The organism is Ralstonia nicotianae (genome assembly GCF_018243235.1).
In the GTDB taxonomy this organism is placed as follows: domain Bacteria; phylum Pseudomonadota; class Gammaproteobacteria; order Burkholderiales; family Burkholderiaceae; genus Ralstonia; species Ralstonia nicotianae.
Genome location: NZ_CP046675.1, coordinates 898,511 through 916,532, shown reverse-complemented (window position 1 = coordinate 916,532; position 18,022 = coordinate 898,511). Strand labels below are relative to the sequence as shown.

12 protein-coding genes are annotated in these 18,022 nt (G+C 68.9%); all 12 read left to right on the top strand.

All coding sequences use genetic code 11. The features are described from left to right. Positions 1-175 precede the first annotated feature (175 nt). The 12 genes from GO999_RS20170 (at position 176) to GO999_RS20115 (ending at position 18,013) form a co-directional block, all read left to right on the top strand. The gene (locus GO999_RS20170) at positions 176-763 is read left to right on the top strand and encodes a hypothetical protein (protein WP_071091557.1); all 588 of its coding nucleotides are present in this window, start codon (positions 176-178) and stop codon (positions 761-763) included. A 1-nt stretch (position 764) separates the two neighbouring features. Then, positions 765-1,481 (top strand): adenylate dimethylallyltransferase Tzs, encoded by a 717-nt coding sequence (gene tzs / locus GO999_RS20165; RefSeq protein WP_104070802.1) that lies wholly within the window; start codon positions 765-767, stop codon positions 1,479-1,481. Positions 1,482-2,109: 628 nt separating this feature from the next. Next, a complete protein-coding gene (locus GO999_RS20160) occupies positions 2,110-3,654 on the top strand; it encodes a methyl-accepting chemotaxis protein (protein ID WP_019720050.1) in 1,545 nt (514 codons plus the stop codon). 394 nt (positions 3,655-4,048) lie between these two features. Next, entirely contained in the window at positions 4,049-5,374 is a 1,326-nt protein-coding gene (locus GO999_RS20155; RefSeq protein ID WP_019720051.1) for an MFS transporter, read from the top strand. A 13-nt stretch (positions 5,375-5,387) separates the two neighbouring features. Further along, positions 5,388-7,946 carry a nitrite reductase large subunit NirB gene (nirB, locus tag GO999_RS20150; protein WP_028854516.1) on the top strand — a complete coding sequence of 853 codons (2,559 nt, stop codon included), beginning with the start codon at positions 5,388-5,390 and terminating at the stop codon, positions 7,944-7,946. A gap of 14 nt (positions 7,947-7,960) precedes the next feature. Continuing rightward, the gene (gene nirD / locus GO999_RS20145; protein WP_011004505.1) at positions 7,961-8,302 is read left to right on the top strand and encodes a nitrite reductase small subunit NirD; all 342 of its coding nucleotides are present in this window, start codon (positions 7,961-7,963) and stop codon (positions 8,300-8,302) included. Next, complete coding sequence (locus GO999_RS20140; RefSeq protein WP_071014743.1) at positions 8,299-9,528, top strand: NAD(P)/FAD-dependent oxidoreductase; 1,230 nt, start codon at positions 8,299-8,301, stop codon at positions 9,526-9,528. The genes nirD and GO999_RS20140 overlap by 4 nt, the downstream gene beginning before the upstream one ends. 22 nt (positions 9,529-9,550) lie before the next feature. After that, positions 9,551-12,292, top strand: coding sequence for a nitrate reductase (locus GO999_RS20135; RefSeq protein ID WP_020830347.1), 2,742 nt, complete (start codon positions 9,551-9,553; stop codon positions 12,290-12,292). Positions 12,293-12,571: 279 nt separating this feature from the next. Next, positions 12,572-14,863, top strand: a complete 2,292-nt coding sequence (locus tag GO999_RS20130) for an ankyrin repeat domain-containing protein (protein ID WP_211907164.1) — start codon at positions 12,572-12,574, stop codon at positions 14,861-14,863. A gap of 115 nt (positions 14,864-14,978) precedes the next feature. Then, the gene (locus tag GO999_RS20125; protein WP_011004500.1) at positions 14,979-15,626 is read left to right on the top strand and encodes a DUF2239 family protein; all 648 of its coding nucleotides are present in this window, start codon (positions 14,979-14,981) and stop codon (positions 15,624-15,626) included. Next, a complete protein-coding gene (locus tag GO999_RS20120; RefSeq protein WP_071507192.1) occupies positions 15,623-16,990 on the top strand; it encodes an MATE family efflux transporter in 1,368 nt (455 codons plus the stop codon). Before GO999_RS20125 ends, GO999_RS20120 begins: the two co-directional genes overlap by 4 nt. Positions 16,991-17,134: 144 nt before the next feature. After that, positions 17,135-18,013: a type III effector protein gene (locus GO999_RS20115; RefSeq protein ID WP_071507193.1), complete on the top strand. Its 879-nt coding sequence runs from the start codon at positions 17,135-17,137 to the stop codon at positions 18,011-18,013. Positions 18,014-18,022: the final 9 nt, after the last annotated feature.

Genomic DNA, 18,022 nt, shown 5'->3' with positions numbered 1-18,022 from the left:
AAATGCAATCTGTTGCATGCTGAAATCGACATTTCAATATTGCTAATCTCAGCACGCGTGCATGAGGCTGGAATCGGGCGGGGTGCTGCGCAAATCGCGGTGCCGCTATGGAAAGCCGCCCATCGTCGAATGGCGATGGGCGGCCGAGCGCCCCGGATTCCAAAAGGAGACCGTTATGGCTGACCTTCTCCAGGCAGACCGGATAGAAACCATCGACACGCTCGGCATGATCGCGCTGGCCGAGGCCGTGGGCTTTGACGACCTGGAATTCACGCCGCTGGTGCGCGACCTGCTGCTGGCGTCGCCGCTGCGGCTGGAACGCGGCGCCGTCACGCTGGCCGTGGGCCGCGGCGACAAGCGGATCATTTTCGAGTCGGCCGGCGATCCGGACGACGACGACGGCCAGGCCTGTCTGCGGGAAGCGGTCTTTATTGTCCTGCCCGAAGCCGTGCCCGGTATGGCGCTGTCTTCCCGGATACTCGAGAAAATCGGAAGGCACGCTTCCCAGCGTTCGCATGTCTGCCTGTTTTACCGGAATCGGGACGGCCGCGAGCTGCTGGACGCGTTCCGGGCGCACCTCTGGGGCGGCGTGGAGTGGCATTCCAGGTCGGCGGGGGCCGTGTGCCGGGAGGGCCTGCTGTTCTCGGCCGGCTGGGATCGGCAGGTGGCGCTCCACGTTGCCCGGGCGCTGGAGCGCTATGCGCGTGAGCTGCCGGATGGAACGGGCCTGAGCATTTCCCTGATCGCGCCGGGGGCGTGCTGAGATGCCGGTTCGTCTATACCTGATCTGGGGCGCCACCACCACGGGCAAGACCGCGCAGTCCGTCGCCCTGGCCCGATCCGCAGGCGCGCCCGTCATCTCGCTCGACCGGGTGCAATGCTGCCATGAGCTGGCCGTGGGCAGCGGCCGTCCGTCGCCGTCCGAACTGCTCGGCACGCGGCGGGAATACCTGTGCGAGCGCGAGGTGTCGCGCGGTGTGGTCTCGGCCGCGGAAGCGAATCAGCTGCTGCTCGACAAGGTGGCCCGGTATGCGACCCAGGAGCGGGCGCTGATCCTGGAGGGCGGCTCGGTCTCCCTGATCAACGCGATGATCCGCGATGCGCGCTGGTCGGAGCGGGGGGAGTGGGTCTTGCGCCGGATCCCGGTGCCGGGACGGGCGGCCTTCATGGCGGCGGCCAGAAAGCGCGTGCGGGAAATGCTCGACCCGCCGCCGGGGCAGGCGGGCATCCTCGACGAGTTGCAGGGCCTGTGGGGGCATCCCCGCAACCATGCCGTCCTGGAAGATATCGACGGATACCGGCAGATCATCCGCTATGCGAACGCATTGCAGGTGCCCATCGGCCGGATCACCTCGATCGACCCGAACGCGAAGGCGCTCCTGATCGAGCGGATCGCGCAGGAATACTGGGAGCACGCGCTCTGGCAGGAACAGGAGTTCCTCGGCATTCCGGCCAGCTGGCTGCGCGCGGACGACGCTTGATGGCCGCGCTGCCGCGCGCGATTGGCCGCAGGCGCACGACCGCCCGCACGGCGTAGCGCTGCCCGCCTGCCTGGGCGGCATCGACTCCGTTGCTTGAAGTTTCGCCGGCGGGGCAGGCCCCGCCATCCCGTTCCGAGGCGTCCGGAGCGGTGGCGTCCCGTGAGCCCATCATGTTTTCCCCGTGGCCGACGGGGTTTCCGGATCGGCGGGAGGTGCGCGAAGCCGCATGTTCCCGGCGCTGGAGCATGTCAGCGCGCACGCAGTTTGCTGCATATCGGCCAGGGTCGCCGTTCCCGTTGCGCGGTCGGCCGAATTTGCACGCGGGCCATTTCACCCTGGCCGGCACGAAAATCCCCCAAGGTATTGGTGTAGGTGAATCGGATGGATTAACAGCTTGCTCCGGAATAACCCGGTTGTTCGGGTTATGTCTCTATGCAGTTTGGTGCATGTCCGGTGGCGCTTCCAGCCATGTTTGGGCCGATATTTTCCGGAGAATCCGGCGGGTCAATATATTCATTTGGGTTATTTTCACTCGGCCCCTACGAAAGAAGGGACCCGCGGGACTTAATCAAGCATGGGTTTTTGCCGAAAGAGCGGATGAAAATTCGCCATAAAAGGAGATTCCCCCATGCGCGTCAACGAACCCGTTACCCAGCGTGAATATGATTTCCCGGACAACGCGACGCTCATGTCGACCACCGATACGCAGAGCTACATTGCCTATGCGAATGCGGCGTTCGTCGACGTCAGCGGTTTTTCCCGGGAGGAGATCGAGGGCCAGCCGCACAATATCGTGCGCCACCCGGACATGCCGCCCGAGGCGTTTGCCGACATGTGGGCCACGCTCAAGGGCGGCGAGCCCTGGAGCGCGCTGGTCAAGAACCGCCGCAAGAACGGCGATCATTACTGGGTGCGCGCCAATGCCACGCCGGTGGTGCGCAACGGGCGGCCGGCCGGCTACATGTCCGTGCGGACCAAGCCCACGCGCGACGAGGTGGCGGCGGCCGAGGCGCTCTACCGCGATTTCCGCGCTGGCCGGGCCGGCAGCCGCACCTTCCACAAGGGCCTGATCGTGCGGACCGGGCTGATGGCCTGGCGCTCGGTCTTCCAGGTCATGCCGGTGCGCTGGCGCATCCGCCTGGCGTTCATGGTGCTGCTGCCGCTGACGCTGGGGGCGGCCTGGGGCGCGGGCTTGTCCGGCGCGGCGCTCGGCGGCTTTGCCGCCGCGCAGGCGGTGGCGCTGGCGCTGGGGGCCGGGTGGCTGCAGGCGCAGATCGCCCGGCCGCTCGAACAGACGCTGCAGCAGGCGCTGCGCGTGGCGTCGGGCGAGAGCCAGAAGGCGGTGCTCATGGACCGCGTCGACGAGATCGGCATGACGCTGCGGACCATCAGCCAGCTCGGCCTGATGTTCCGCTGGCTGATCGACGACGTCAGCGAGCAGGTGCTCAACGTCCAGGCCGCCAGCCAGGAGATCGCCCAGGACAACAGCGACATCAACGCGCGCACCGAGCAGGCGGCCTCCAGCGTGCAGCAGACCTCCAGCTCGATGACGCAGATGACGGCCACCGTGGCCAGCAACGCCGAGACCGCGGGCGAGGCCAACCAGCTCTCGGGCGCCGCGACCGAGGCGGCCGTCAACGGCGGCCGCGCCATGGCCGAGGTGGTCGCCACCATGGAGTCGATCTCGCAGAGCGCCAACCAGATCGCCGACATCATCGGCGTGATCGACAGCATTGCGTTCCAGACCAATATCCTGGCGCTCAACGCGGCGGTGGAGGCGGCGCGCGCGGGCGAGCAGGGCCGGGGCTTCGCGGTGGTGGCCGGCGAGGTGCGGGCGCTGGCGCAGCGCAGCGCCAGCGCGGCCCGGGAGATCAAGGATCTGATCGGCGCCAGCGTGGGCAAGGTGGCGTCCGGCTCGCGGCTGGTCGGCGAGGCCGGCAAGACCATGGATGACATCGTCAGCCAGGTCAAGCGCGTCTCGGGCATGATTGCCGAGATCAGCCTGGCGACCGCGGAGCAGACCGACGGCATCATGCAGGTGAGTCAGGCCGTCACGCACCTGGACCAGATCACGCAGGAGAACGCCACGCTGGTGGAGCAGAGCGCCCTGGCGGCGGAGAGCCTGCGGGTGCAGGCGACCCGTCTCGTGGAAGCCGTCGGCGTGTTCCGCTGACGCGGCACGCGGCCATCCGGCCGGATGGGAAGGCGGCGCCGCATCGTCTTCCCGCCGTGCCGGTTGGGCCACGGCAGCGCCGGGCGGGGCAGGCGCAACGCCTGCGATGCTGTATCGCACCATAACCGCCCACCGCTGCACCGAAACCGTGCATCGCACCGCCCCGCGGCGCACCATCCGCCGCGCAGGAAAATCCGCCGACCCTTCTGCCGCAACGGTTTGCCGCCCTGGCACACCTGTTGCATAGACCCTTGCGCGGATCAACGGCGATCCGCCTCTTCGTGGTGAGACGGCCCCGGTGCACGGGGCCTGACTGTGGACAACGGCGTCCCTGAACCCGGCCCAGTGCCTGGTTCTCGGGCGCCTTTTCTTTTTTTGGGAAGCGGGATTCGACATGACCGGCAAAGCCACCCGAATCGACCTGTTCAGCTTGCGCACGCCGCAGATGCGCGCCTTCCACCTCACGTGGCTGGCATTCTTCGTGTGCTTCTACGCGTGGTTCGCCTGCGCGCCGCTGATGCCGGTGCTCAAGGGCGAGTTCCACCTCACGCCCGGGCAGATCGCCAATATCAATATTGCCGCGGTGGCCGTGACGATCCTGGTGCGGCTGATCGTCGGGCCGCTGTGCGACCGCTTCGGTCCGCGCAAGACCTACACGGGCCTGCTGGTGCTGGGCGCCGTGCCCGTGCTGGGCGTCGCGCTGGCGCAGAGCTACGAGGCCTTCCTGTTCTTCCGCCTGGCCATCGGCGCCATCGGCGCGAGCTTCGTCATCACGCAGTACCACACCTCGGTGATGTTCGCGCCCAACGTGGTGGGCACCGCCAACGCGGCCGCGGCCGGCTGGGGCAACGCGGGCGGCGGCGTGGCGCAGGGCACGATGCCGCTGCTGCTGACCGCCATCGTCATGCTGGGCGTGACGCAGGGCATGGGCTGGCGCCTCGCCATGGTGGTGCCGGGCGTGGCCATGCTGATCGTCGCGGTGCTGTACTGGCGCTATACGCAGGACTGCCCCGAAGGCAACTTCGACGACCTGCGCGCCGCCGGCAAGACCATCGAGGGCGGCAAGAAGGGCGGCTGGGGCAGCTTCGTCACGGCGGCCGGCAACTACCGCGTGTGGCTACTGTTCGTCACCTACGGCGCGTGCTTCGGCGTGGAGATCTTCATCCACAACATCGCCGCCACCTACTACGTCGATCACTTCGGCCTGTCGCTGTCGGCCGCCGGCATGGCCGCCGCCAGCTTCGGCCTGCTGGCACTGTTCGCCCGCGCGCTGGGCGGCATCGTGTCGGACCGCGTGGCGCGCAGCCGCGGCCTGGATGCGCGCACCCTGCTGCTGTGCGTGCTGATGGTGGGCGAGGGCCTGGGCCTGCTGGGCTTCGCGCATGCCGGCACCGCATCGCTGGCGGTGCTGGCCATGCTGGGCTTCGGCCTGTTCACGCACATGGCCTGCGGCGCCACGTATGCGCTGGTGCCGTTCATCGATCGCCGCGCCCTGGGCGGCGTGGCCGGCATCATCGGCGCGGGCGGCAACGTGGGCGCAGTGGCGGCCGGCTTCCTGATGAAGGGGCTGGGCGACGCGCAGCAGACGCTGTCGGTGCTGGGCGTGATGGTGATGCTGTCCGCCATCTGCGCCGTCGCGGTGCGCTTCTCGGCAGAACACAAGGCGCGCGAACAAGCGCTGTATGACAACACCCTGGCAGCCGGCGCTGCCAACGTCTAAGGAGTACCTCGCCATGACCATGAAGATCGTCGTCATCGGCCACGGCATGGTGGGCCACAAGTTCCTGGAGAGCCTGCTGCACGCCCCCGGCCACGACCTGCACGTCACCGTGCTGTGCGAAGAACCTCGCCCTGCCTACGACCGCGTGCACCTGTCCGAATTCTTCTCGGGCAAGACCGCCGAAGACCTGTCGCTGGTCGCGCCGGGCTTTTTCGATCGCGATGACGTGGTGCTCCGGCTCAACGCCCGCGCCGTCTCGATCGACCGCGCGGCCAAGCAGGTCACGGCCTCCACCGGCGAAGTGCTGGCCTACGACAAGTTGATCATGGCGACCGGCTCGTCGCCGTTCGTGCCGCCGATTCCGGGCAAGGACCGCACCGACTGCTTCGTCTATCGCACCATCGAAGATCTGGAAGCCATGCTCGAATGCGGCCGGCGCGCCAGGACCGGCGTGGTGGTCGGCGGCGGCCTGCTGGGCCTGGAATGCGCCAAGGCCCTGCGCGACATGGACCTGCAGACCCACGTGGTCGAGTTCGCCGGCCGCCTGATGGCGATGCAGGTGGACGACGGCGGCGGCCGCATGCTGCGCCGGAAGATCGAAGACCTGGGCGTGACGGTCCACACGCAGAAGAACACGGTGGAGATCGTCGACGGCGAGGACGGCACGCACCGCATGCAGTTCGCCGACGGCACGCACCTGGACGCCGACATGATCGTCTTCTCGGCCGGCATCCGTCCGCGCGACGAGCTGGCGCGCCAGTGCGGCCTGGCCGTGGGCGAGCGCGGCGGCATCGTGATCGACTCCGAGTGCCGCACCTCCGATCCGGACGTCTATGCCATCGGCGAGTGCGCGCTGTGGGGCGGCAAGGTCTACGGCCTGGTCGCGCCCGGCTACGAGATGGCGCGCATCACCGCCAGGCAGATCCTGGCGGCCGAAGAAGAGGCGGCCGCCTTCAACGGCGCCGACATGAGCACCAAGCTCAAGCTGATGGGCGTGGACGTGGCCAGCCTGGGCGACGCGCAGGGCAGCACGCCGGGCAGCCGCAGCGTGCAGTTCGTCGACGAGCGCAAGCAGATCTACAAGAAGCTGGTGCTGTCGTCCGACGGCAAGTTCCTGCTGGGCGGCGTGCTGGTGGGCGATGCGTCCGAGTACGGCACGCTGCTGCAGATGATGCTCAACCGCATCGAGCTGCCCGAGGCGCCCGAATTTCTGATCCTGCCGCAGGCCGACGGCAATGCGCGCCCGGCGCTGGGCGTGGATGCGCTGCCCGACGCGGCGCAGATCTGCTCGTGCAACGACGTCTCCAAGGGCGCGCTGTGCCAGGCGGTGTGCGCCGGCGCCACCACCGTGGGCGCGCTAAAGGACGCCACCCGCGCGGGCACCTCGTGCGGCGGCTGCGTGCCGCTGATGACGCAGGTGATGAAGGCCGAGATGAAGAAGCAGGGCCTGGCCGTCAACAACCACATCTGCGAGCACTTCCCGTACTCGCGCCAGGAGCTGTATCACCTGGTGCGCGTGGGCCGCATCCAGTCGTTCGAGGCGCTGCTGGCGGCGCACGGCCACGGCATGGGCTGCGACATCTGCAAGCCCGCCGCGGCGAACATCCTGGCTTCGTGCTGGAACGACTTCGTGCTCAAGAAGGAGCACGCCGGCCTGCAGGATTCCAACGACTACTTCCTCGCCAACATCCAGAAGGACGGCACGTACTCCGTGGTGCCGCGCATGCCGGGCGGCGAGGTGACGCCGGAGGGGCTGATCGCCGTCGGCCAGGTCGCCAAGAAGTACGGGCTGTACACCAAGATCACCGGCGGCCAGCGCGTGGACCTGTTCGGCGCGCGCCTGGAGCAACTGCCGCTGATCTGGGAAGAGCTGATCGCGGCCGGCTTCGAGTCGGGCCATGCCTACGGCAAGTCGCTGCGCACGGTGAAGTCGTGCGTGGGCTCGACGTGGTGCCGCTACGGCGTGGGCGATTCGGTGGGCCTCGCCATCCGCCTGGAGAACCGCTACAAGGGCCTGCGCTCGCCGCACAAGCTCAAGTTCGGCGTGTCCGGCTGCACGCGCGAGTGCGCCGAGGCGCAGGGCAAGGATGTCGGCGTGATCGCCACCGAGAAGGGCTGGAACCTCTACGTGTGCGGCAACGGCGGCATGAAGCCCCGCCACGCCGAGCTGCTGGCCGCCGACCTGGACGAGGCCACGCTCGTCAAGCTGGTCGACCGCTTCCTGATGTTCTACGTGCGCACCGCCGATCGGCTGCAGCGCACCAGCACCTGGCGCGACAACCTGGAAGGCGGCCTCGACTACCTGAAGGACGTAATCGTGGGCGACAAGCTGGGCTTCGCCGCCGAGCTGGAAGCCGAGATGCAGCACGTGGTCGACACTTACCAGGACGAATGGAAGACCGCCGTGACCAACCCCGAAGTGCGCAAGCGCTTCCGCCACTTCGTCAACAGCGAGACGGCGGACGCCAATGTCGTGTTCGTCGAGGAGCGCGGCCAGATCCGCCCCGCCACGCCCGAAGAGCGGCGCGGCACGCGCCCGGTGCGCATTCCCGTGGTCGCCGAAGCGGCCTGAGCCAGGAGGACGTCATGCAAGCCAATCATTGGACCGCCATCTGCGCGCTGGACGACATCGTGCCCAACACCGGCGTCTGCGCGCTGGTCGGGGGGGCGCAAATCGCCGTGTTCCACGTGGCCGGCGATGCGCCGCGCCGCGTCTACGCCATCGGCAACTACGACCCGAACGCGGACGCCGCCGTGCTCTCGCGCGGCCTGGTCGGCAACCTGGGCGAGCGCATCGTGGTGGCTTCGCCCATCTACAAGCAGCACTTCGACCTGGCCACCGGCGAGTGCCTGGAAGCCCCGGCCAACTCGGTGCCGGCCTACGCCGCCAAGGTGGAAGACGGCAAGGTCTGGATCGCACAGCAATGAGCTGCGCCGCCCGCCCCAAGCTGGTCGTCATCGGCAACGGCATGGCCGGCATGCGCACGGTCGAGGAGCTGCTCAAGCTGGCGCCCGACCTGTACGACATCACCGTGTTCGGCGAGGAGCCGCACGGCAACTACAACCGCATCCTGCTCTCGCCGGTGCTGGCGGGCGAGAAGCGCGTGGATGACATCATGCTCAACACGCGCGAATGGTACGAAGAGCACGGCATCACGCTGCACGCGGGCGACCCGGTGGTGGCGATCGATCGTCCGCGCCGCACGGTGCGCTCGCGCGGCGGGGTGGAGGTGCGCTATGACCGGCTGCTGATGGCCACCGGCTCGCGGCCGTTCATCCTGCCGGTGCCGGGGCACATGCTGCCGGGCGTGATCGCCTTCCGCGACATCCAGGACGTGGAGACCATGCTCGACGCCGCGCGCAACCACCGGCACGCGGTGGTGATCGGCGGCGGCCTGCTGGGGCTGGAGGCCGCCAACGGCCTGATGCGGCAGGGCATGGACGCGACCGTGGTGCACATCAGCGACACGCTGATGGAGCGCCAGCTCGACAAGCCCGCCGCCGCGCTGCTCAAGGTCGCGCTGGAGGCCAAGGGCCTGCGCTTCCTGCTGGGCGCGCAGACCACCGAGCTGATCGGCACCGACCGCGTAACCGCCGTGCGCTTCAAGGACGGCACGGAGATCCCCGCCGACCTGGTCGTGATGACCGCCGGCGTGCGCCCGAACATCGAGCTGGCGCGCTCGGCCGGCCTGCACTGCGAACGCGCCATCGTGGTGGACGACACGCTGCAGACCTACGACCCGCGCATCTACGCCGTGGGCGAATGCGTGCAGCACCGCAGCGCCACCTTCGGCCTGGTCGCCCCGATCTGGGACCAGGCCCGCGTGTGCGCTGCGCACCTGGCCGGCGCCGGCCACCGCCGCTACGTGCAGCAGGCCACGGCGACCAAGCTGAAGGTCACCGGTGTGGACCTGTACTCGGCCGGCGACTTCATCGGCGGCGACGGCACCGAAGACATCGTGCTGCGCGATCCGCGCCGGGGCGTCTACAAGCGGCTGGTGCTCAAGGACGACCGCATCGTCGGCGCGGTGCTGTACGGCGACGTGGCCGACGGGCCGTGGTATTTCGAGCTGATCCAGCGGCAGGCGCCCATCGCGGCGATGCGCCAGCGCCTGCTGTTCGGCCGCGCGCTGTGCGAGGCCGAGGCCGCCTGACAACGATAAAGTACGCCCCCTCATGACGATGACGACGATCCCCATCCACCCGCTCACCGAGGCCGTGCGCACCACGTGCCCGTACTGCGGCGTCGGCTGCGGCGTGCTGGCCACGCCGCGCGCCGATGGCAGCGTCGGCATCGCGGGCGACCCGGCGCATCCGGCCAATGCCGGCCGGCTGTGCGTCAAGGGCTCGGCGCTGGGCGAGACCGTTGGCCTGGACGGCCGCCTGCTGCATCCGGCCATGCGCGAGCGCACGCCCGACCCGGACGCGCCGCCCGCGCCGCTGCGCCGCGTAGCGTGGGACGCGGCGCTCGATGCCGTCGCGCAGGGTTTCCGCCGCATCGTCGACGAACACGGCCCGGACGCCGTCGCGCTCTACGTCTCCGGCCAACTGCTGACCGAGGACTACTACCTCGCCAACAAGCTGATGAAGGGCTTCATCGGCAGCGCCAACATCGACACCAACTCGCGGCTGTGCATGTCGTCGGCCGTGGCCGGGCACAAGCGCGCCTTCGGCGAAGATCTGGTGCCGGTCTGCTACGACGACCTGGAAGCGGCCGACCTGATCGTGCTGGTCGGCTCCAACACCGCGTGGTGCCACCCGATCCTGTTCCAGCGCATCGTGCGCGTGAAGGAGGCCCGGCCGGAGGTCAAGGTGGTGGTGGTCGATCCGCGCCACACCGCCACCTGCGAGCTGGCCGACCTGCACCTGCCGATCCGGCCGGGCACCGATGTGCGGCTGTTCAACGGCCTGCTGTCGTTCCTGGCGCGGCGCGGCGCGGTCGACCGCGACTTCGTCGACCTGCACACCAGCGGCCTGGACGATGCCCTGCGCACCGCCGACGCGGATGCCGACGACGTGGCCGAAGTGGCCCGGGCCTGCAAGCTCAAGCTCGACGACCTGCTGACCTTCTACGGCTGGTTCGCCGACACGCCGCGCACCATCACCGCATTCTCGCAGGGCGTCAACCAGTCGTCGGCGGGCACCGACAAGGTCAACAGCATCATCAACTGCCACCTGCTGACCGGCCGCATCGGGCATGCCGGCATGGGGCCGTTCTCCATCACCGGCCAGCCGAACGCGATGGGCGGGCGCGAGGTGGGCGGGCTGGCCAACATGCTGGCCGCCCACCTGGAGCTGCACGAGCCGCAGCACCGCGAGCTGGTGCAGACGTTCTGGAACGCGCCGCGCATGGCCGACAAGGTGGGCCTCAAGGCGGTCGACCTGTTCTCGGCCATCGAGGCCGGCCGCGTCAAGGCCGTGTGGATCATGGGCACGAACCCGGTGGTCAGCCTGCCCGATGCCGACCAGGTGCGCCGCGCGCTGGCCAAGTGCGAGCTGGTGGTGGCCTCCGACATCGTCGAGGCGACCGACACCACGCTGCTGGCCGATATCGTGCTGCCGGCGCTCGGCTGGGGCGAGAAGAACGGCACCGTCACCAACTCCGAGCGGCGCATTTCGCGCCAGCGCGCCTTCCTCCCCGCACCGGGCGAGGCCCGCGCCGACTGGGACATCATCGCCGACGTGGCCCGCCGCATGGGCTACGACGGCTTCGACTTCAAGGGCCCGCACGACGTGTTCGACGAGCACGCGCGCCTGTCCGCCTTTGCCAACGGCCCGCAGGGTGTGCGCCGCGCCTTCCACCTCGGCGGCCTGACGGGGCTGGATGCCGACGCCTACGACGGCATGGCGCCGGTGCAATGGCCGGTCACCCTCGGCGGGGCCGGCGAGGCGCGGCTGTTCAGCGATGGCCGCTTCGCCCATGCCGACGGCCGCGCGCGCTTCGTGCCCACGGCAGCCCGCGCGCCGGTGCACGCGCCGGACAGCGACTACCCCCTCATCCTCAACACCGGCCGCGTGCGCGACCAGTGGCACACCATGACGCGCACCGGCCGCGCCCCCAAGCTCGCCGATCACGTGCCCGAACCGTTCGTCGACCTGCATCCGCACGACGCGCTGCTGGCCGGCGTGCGCGAGGGCGCGCTGGCGCGCGTGGGCTCGCGCTGGGGCAGCGTGGTGGCGCGCGTGCGCATGAGCGGCGGCATCGCGCGCGGCAGCGTGTTCGTGCCGATCCACTGGAACGGCCAGTTTGCCTCCGACGCGCGCGTGGGCGCGGTGGTCAACCCGGTGGTCGACCCGGTCTCCGGCGAGCCCGAGTTCAAGCACACGCCGGTGATGGTCGAGCCGTTCGACGTGGCCTGGCACGGCTTCGTGCTGTCGCGCCGCGCGCTCGATGCCGGCGAAGCCACCTGGTGGACGCGCATCCAGGGCCGCCAGTTCGTGCGCTACGAGCTGGCCGGCCGCCAGCAGATCGGCTCGGCGCACGCATGGGCGCGCCGGCTGCTGGGCGTGGACGACCCCCACGCCGACTGGCTCGAATACGAAGACACCACCGCGCGCGTCTACCGCGCCGTGTACGTGGTGGACGATCGTATCGAAGCGTGCATCTTCCTGTCGCCGCGGCCGGACCTGCCGTCGCGCAACTGGCTGGCCGGGCTGTTCGCGCACGACCGCCTGGAAGACATCGATCGCGCGGGCGTGCTCCTTGGCCAGCCGATCGAAGCCGGCGCCGATGCCGGCCCGACCGTATGCTCCTGCTTCGGCGTGGGCCGCAACACCATCTGCGACGCGATCCGCGCCAAGGGGCTGCAATCGACCGGCGAGATCACCGCGTGCCTGAAGGCGGGCGGCAACTGCGGCTCGTGCGTGCCGGAGCTCAAGCGGTTGCTGGTGGAGGCGCGGGTGCAGCAGGCGGCCTGAGCGGTCGCGGGCAGGACGGAACGGGAGGGGACCGCCGGCGCGGTCCCTTTTTTGTTGGCGGTCCGACCGGGCATGCCGGCGCGGCGCGGGGGTTCGGGCGACGCTCGGCGCGTTCGGGCCGGCACCGGCGTGCCGGGCGGGGAAAGCGTACCGTTTGCGTTTGCGCGTCCACCGCGTCCACCGCGTCCACCGCGTCCATTGTGTCGGCGTGTCCAGTGCGCCGGCGCCGGTCCGTGCGCGTCGCTCCGTCCATCGCCAGTGCAGCACCGTCGCGTCATCATGCTCAAAGTCACCCCGAATTTCCTGCGGCCCGGTACCGGCACGTCCGCGCCGGCCGAGCCCTACCACAATGAAAAAGCGGTTTCGTACCAGTCGGAGGAGGACGGTACGTCCATGGCCGATTTCGAGGCCTCGCCCAAGGGCAAGCGGGTGGCGGGGCAGTATCGCGCCGGCATCGACAAGCTGAAGGATTTCCTGCGCGTCAACGGGACGCCAGAGCGTGACACAGCGATCCATGCGCTCGACGCGTTCGGCAAGCGGATCGGGGCGGGTCACGAGGGGATGTATTCGACGCAGATCCGCCGCATGTACGGCGAGGGCAAGGTCGCCTTCGATGGGTTCTGCTCGGGCGTGGGCAACCCGGCCATTCCGATGGGCGTGCGTGTGTCGGCCGTGGAGGAACTGGCGAAGGGCCTGCTGGAGTGCTCGGAGGGGACGGCAAGCAACCTGGACATCGCCGCGCAGGCGTTGCATCTGAGCCAGCACGGCCTCTTGAACCATGCCCGGCAGACCTGGGAAGCGCTGCTCGATCAGGCCGTCCGCGAGTTCGCGCAGCAGCAGCATTGCGGCATGGCGGACTACGCGCTCTACGAGATCCACCTCGCCAACGGCTACCGCAACCACCTGGCCGAAGAATACGGCGTGGCCGGGCGCGTGGACAGTTTCGTTCCGCCGGAAGTCGGGCGGCATCTGGCGGCATGCAAAGCCTTCGTCAGGCAGCGCGTGACCGCCGGCGCGATGGTCCGGCGGATGGCGGAAGCCTGCCTGGGCGAAGTGCACGAGCGCCTGAAGCCCTATTGCCAGCGGGCGCTGACCGCGGACGAGGCGTGGCAGTTCTACCGTGACTACGACAAATCGCTGGAGGCCGCGCTGGAGATGCGCTACGGCAACATCCCGAGCGACGTGCTGATCAACCCGCACCAGGGCCGGGGAACGAAGGACGCGCCTTATTCCGTCATCGAAACCCCGACCCTGCTGGCCCGCGCCATCGCCCGCAATCTGCGGCAGTGCGAGCTGCTGGAGCCCTTCAAGTTCCTGCGCATGGCGCCGACGCCCGACGGGCACAGCATCAAGGATGTCGGCGGCGACGACTTCTACGTCAAGATGCGCAGTCAGGATGGCGAGAAGGGCTACCGGCCCTTGATGATTGCCGATCTGCACAAGTCCGCCTGGCATCATGGACCGATTGCCGTCCGCAAGGCAGCGCTGATGAACACGACGGACCCCGGCCAGTTGAAGACGCTCGAGCCGGAGGCCGTCTGGACGCTGATCCGGCAGCACAAAGACCCCATGGGCTGGCTCGAGGATCTCAGTCACCCCGCCGTGCGGCGCTATCGCGAGGCCGCGCCCGCGCACGATGCCTTCCTGGTTGCGTACGCGCTCGCGACGATCCGCAAGCAGTCGCCAGGCGCGCAGCAGAGGGTGCTGCTGCAGGTGTTGCGGCAAGGCGAGCGCGCGCTCGCCGAGCAGCTCTGCGCGGTGGTGGACCGTGCGGACCGCGCGGACGCGGCCGGCAACACCGCGCTGCACTATGCCGCCGAGCATGGCTTTGACCAACTGCTGGCCGAACTGCTGCCCAAGAGCGAATCGCCCGATGCGCGGAACGTCCGGCGCGAGACGCCGCTGATGCGTGCCGCGCGGCACGGCAAGGCGTCAGCCGTCGGCACGCTGGTCCTGGCCGGGGCTTGCGTCGAGGCGAAGAACGCCAGGAGCGAGACCGCACTCTTTCTCGCCGCCCGCGTTGGCGATGCGGCCTCGGTCGGTGTGCTGTCGCGACACGTGACCAGCCTGGACGATCAGGCCGCCAGCGGTAAAACGGCACTGATGGCCGCTTCGGAGAACGGTCACGAGGGTGTCGTGACGATGCTGCTGAGCCTGCGGGCGAATGCCAACAGAGGCAACAACAATGCGACGACCCCCTTGATCGCCGCCTGCAGGGGCGGGCATTTCGCGTGCGCGGAGGCGCTGGTCAAGGCCGGTGCCAATGTCAATGCCCATACCAAGGATGGCACCACGGCGTTGATGGCCGCCATTGACGCTGGCCACATGGCGCTGGTCCGGTTGCTGATCCCCAAGGCCAAGCTGAACCGGTTCGACCGCCACGGCAAGACCGCGCTGATGCGCGCGGTGGCGCGCGGCAATGCCGAGGGCGTGAGCGCGCTGCTCCAGGCCAACGCCAGCGTCGACCTGCCCAAGGCCATGCTGCTGGCGCTCAAGCATGGTCACGTGGAGGTGGTCGGCGTGCTGGACAACTGGTCGAAGCAGCAGGCAGGAAACCCGTCCCGAAGGTAGCCGTCGGGCTCGCTGTTGCGTGAATGCCGATTTGACCCGGGCAATATTGACGGGAGGCTAATAAATCCGGGTAAAATTCGCTCCTGTTGAGATTTCCCCCGCAGGAGGGCGATTCATGGATGCCGCAGCAGTTCGTGCTTGTACAGCGTTCACCGGTTCGCGCCGCCTGGCCGCCGGCTCCGTCCGGGACGTGGCCACGGCCGTCAAGCTGCATCTGGACGCGTATCCCGAGGCGCGGGTCCTGGTGTTCGACAATGCGACTGCGTGCCCGGTGGAATTCGACCTCCGCGGCACCGCCGAGGCGGTCGCGGCCCGGCTCGATGGGGCGGCCGATGCCGACGCCGATGCACGCGAGCCGTCCACCCGCCCGCGCGGCCCCGGCCGCCCCAAGCTGGGCGTGACCGCCCGCGAAGTCACGCTCCTGCCGCGCCACTGGGACTGGCTCGCGGCCCAGCCCGGCGGCGCCTCCGTGACCCTGCGCAAGCTGGTGGAGGCGGCCAGCCGCGCGGCCGAAGGTCCGGACCGCCGCCGCAATGCGCAGGAGGCCGCTTACCGCTTCATGTCGGCCATGGCCGGCGATGCGCCCGGCTTCGAAGAGGCCACGCGCGCGCTGTTCGCGGCGGACGCGGGTCGCTTTGCCGCCTTGACCCAGCCCTGGCCGGCCGACGTGCGCGATTTCGCGCGCGAACTGGCGCGCGGCGCGTTCGAGACGGCCACCGCGCCGGCCGATGCGCCGTCCGCCTCCCACGAGGCGGTCACATGACGGCGCCACCCGCCCGTCCGCTGTGGCGGACCTTTCTGTCATTCCTCGGGCCGCTGATCCTCGCCAATATCCTGCAGTCGCTGTCGGGCACGCTCAACAACGTCTATGTCGGCCACATGCTGGGCGTGCGGGCGCTGGCGGCGGTGTCGGCGTTCTTTCCCATCGTCTTCTTCTTCATCGCCTTCATCATCGGGCTGGGGGCGGGCGCGTCGGTGCTGATCGGGCAGGCGTGGGGCGCGCACAAGCCCGAGGCGGTCAAGACCGTGGCCGGCACCACGCTGTCGGTCGGCCTGCTGGCCGGCGTGGCGGTGGCGCTGCTGGGCTGGCCGTTCGCGCATGCGCTGCTGGGCTGGCTCGGCACGCCGGCCGACATCCTGCCCGATGCCGCCGTGTATGCCAGCGTGATGCTGTACGCGATGCCCGGCCTGTTCGTCTTCCTGCTGTCCACGGCCATGCTGCGCGGCGTGGGCGATACGCGCACGCCGCTGCGCACGCTGCTGCTGTCCACGACGGTCGGCCTGGTGCTGACGCCTTCGCTGATCCGCGGCTGGTTCGGCCTGCCGCAGATGGGCGTGGCCAGCGGCGCCATCGCCACCATCGTGTCGCTGCTGGTCGCGCTCACCTGGCTGGCGTTTCATCTGCGCCGCCGGCAGCATCCGCTCGCGCCCGACGCTGCGCTGGCGCGCCATCTGCGGATCGATGCCAAGGTGCTGAAGACCGTGCTGAAGATCGGCGTGCCGTCGGGGGTGCAACTGGTGGTGATCTCTATCGCCGAGCTGTCGCTGCTGTCGCTGGTCAACCGCTTCGGCTCGGATGCCACCGCGGCCTACGGCGCCGGCACGCAGATCATCAGCTACGTGCAGTTCCCAGCCATGTCGATCGCCATCACGGCGTCCATCCTGGGCGCGCAGGCCATCGGCGCGGGCCGGCCGGACCGGCTCGATGCCATCACGCGCACCGGCCTGTGGCTGAACGTGGCGATCTCCGGCCTGCTGGTGGTGGTGGCGCTGCTGTTCTCGCGCGCGGTGGTCGGCCTGTTCACCCGCAGTGCGGCGGTGATTGATCTGACACAGAGCCTGCTGCACATCTCACTGTGGAGCTCGGTCGTGTTCGGCATGGCGAGCGTGTTCGCGGGGGTGATGCGCGCCAGCGGCACCGTTTTCGCGCCCACCGCCATCTCCATCCTGGCGATCGCGGCGGTGGAGGTGCCGGTCGCGTGGATGCTGTGCCGGCACATCGGCACCAATGGCATCTGGGCGGCGTATCCGGCGGCGTTCATCACGATGTTTGTGATGCAGGGGTTGTATTACGGGCTGGTGTGGCGCCGCCGCGCACAGCGGTTCGGAATCCGGCGCATGGTGTGATCCGGCGGGTTCGTGGTGGGCGTCGAGGCTTCGGAGGCGCCCCCGGCACGCGGATGGTGGCGTCGGTACGGTTGCCTGACCGACGGAGACCATGCGGCAGACCGTACAGACCGTGGCCCCGAGGTTTTTCTCGAGGAAACCACCATGAACCGCGTCCGGAAATCCGGTACAACCCATGTCACTCAAACCCCATCCACCCCCAGTGATCCGGCTTCCACGCCGCAGACACCTGCGGCTCAGGTCCGGCCTCGCAGTGCCAGTCTGCCGCTGAAAGCGTTGAAGGCACTGAAATCGGCCGGCCAACTCGCCATCGGGCCCATGCGTGACGCACTGGGCGCTGCCGGTATCGCCAAATCCAGCGGGAAGTCGCCTCGGCAGGCGCCGGCTGAGGATTACATCGGATCGCTGCGCAGCAAGATCCGGCCTTCACCGTCCTCTCTCGCAGCGAAAATGCACGAGGATGCCCCATCCGCGCAGACGCGGGCCTACATGAGTCTGCCCTCGAAGTCAGCGCTCGCCGGGCCACGGCATGCCCCCGCTGCAGATGGGGCGGAATCTTCTGCCGCGGCGGCACGGGTGCCAAAGAAAGTGAAATTCAACGACGTGGTGTTGAAGGAAGAATTCATCGACAAGCCACGCTCGCGCAAAGAAGGCGAAGTGCTTGGCCGCAGCTCGAGCATCCGCCTCGGATCGCCCGATGGCGGAGGGTATGTACACCAGCGTCCCGATAAGTTGCGTGCCGCTCAGAATGTTTCCGTCCGCAAGATTTTGATCAATCAGCAGGCGGAAGCGCTCAGCACAATGGGCGATGCCCACCCGGGGGCCGCTGCAGCCATCAAGAAAGCGTTAGCGAAAAAGCAGCTGCCCTCCGACGTGCTGGAGGCGCTTGAAGCCAACGGCATGAATACCCGGTCTGGCAGGGCTGCGGTCATCAAGCGCTTCAATGAGGTGGAAAAGGATACCGCCGAACTCAAGCGGGACGCAGCCGCAAGCGAACCACCGCCCCAGGACGCGCCGCAGTAAGCCGTCGCG

Excerpts from the sequence above, each read along its gene's own strand:
- GO999_RS20170 (WP_071091557.1), top strand. The coding sequence starts at position 176 with ATGGCTGACCTTCTCCAGGCAGACCGGATAGAAACCATCGACACGCTC.
- tzs (WP_104070802.1), top strand. The coding sequence starts at position 765 with ATGCCGGTTCGTCTATACCTGATCTGGGGCGCCACCACCACGGGCAAG.
- GO999_RS20160 (WP_019720050.1), top strand. The coding sequence starts at position 2,110 with ATGCGCGTCAACGAACCCGTTACCCAGCGTGAATATGATTTCCCGGAC.
- GO999_RS20155 (WP_019720051.1), top strand. The coding sequence starts at position 4,049 with ATGACCGGCAAAGCCACCCGAATCGACCTGTTCAGCTTGCGCACGCCG.
- nirB (WP_028854516.1), top strand. The coding sequence starts at position 5,388 with ATGACCATGAAGATCGTCGTCATCGGCCACGGCATGGTGGGCCACAAG.
- nirD (WP_011004505.1), top strand. The coding sequence starts at position 7,961 with ATGCAAGCCAATCATTGGACCGCCATCTGCGCGCTGGACGACATCGTG.
- GO999_RS20140 (WP_071014743.1), top strand. The coding sequence starts at position 8,299 with ATGAGCTGCGCCGCCCGCCCCAAGCTGGTCGTCATCGGCAACGGCATG.
- GO999_RS20135 (WP_020830347.1), top strand. The coding sequence starts at position 9,551 with ATGACGATGACGACGATCCCCATCCACCCGCTCACCGAGGCCGTGCGC.
- GO999_RS20130 (WP_211907164.1), top strand. The coding sequence starts at position 12,572 with ATGCTCAAAGTCACCCCGAATTTCCTGCGGCCCGGTACCGGCACGTCC.
- GO999_RS20125 (WP_011004500.1), top strand. The coding sequence starts at position 14,979 with ATGGATGCCGCAGCAGTTCGTGCTTGTACAGCGTTCACCGGTTCGCGC.
- GO999_RS20120 (WP_071507192.1), top strand. The coding sequence starts at position 15,623 with ATGACGGCGCCACCCGCCCGTCCGCTGTGGCGGACCTTTCTGTCATTC.
- GO999_RS20115 (WP_071507193.1), top strand. The coding sequence starts at position 17,135 with ATGAACCGCGTCCGGAAATCCGGTACAACCCATGTCACTCAAACCCCA.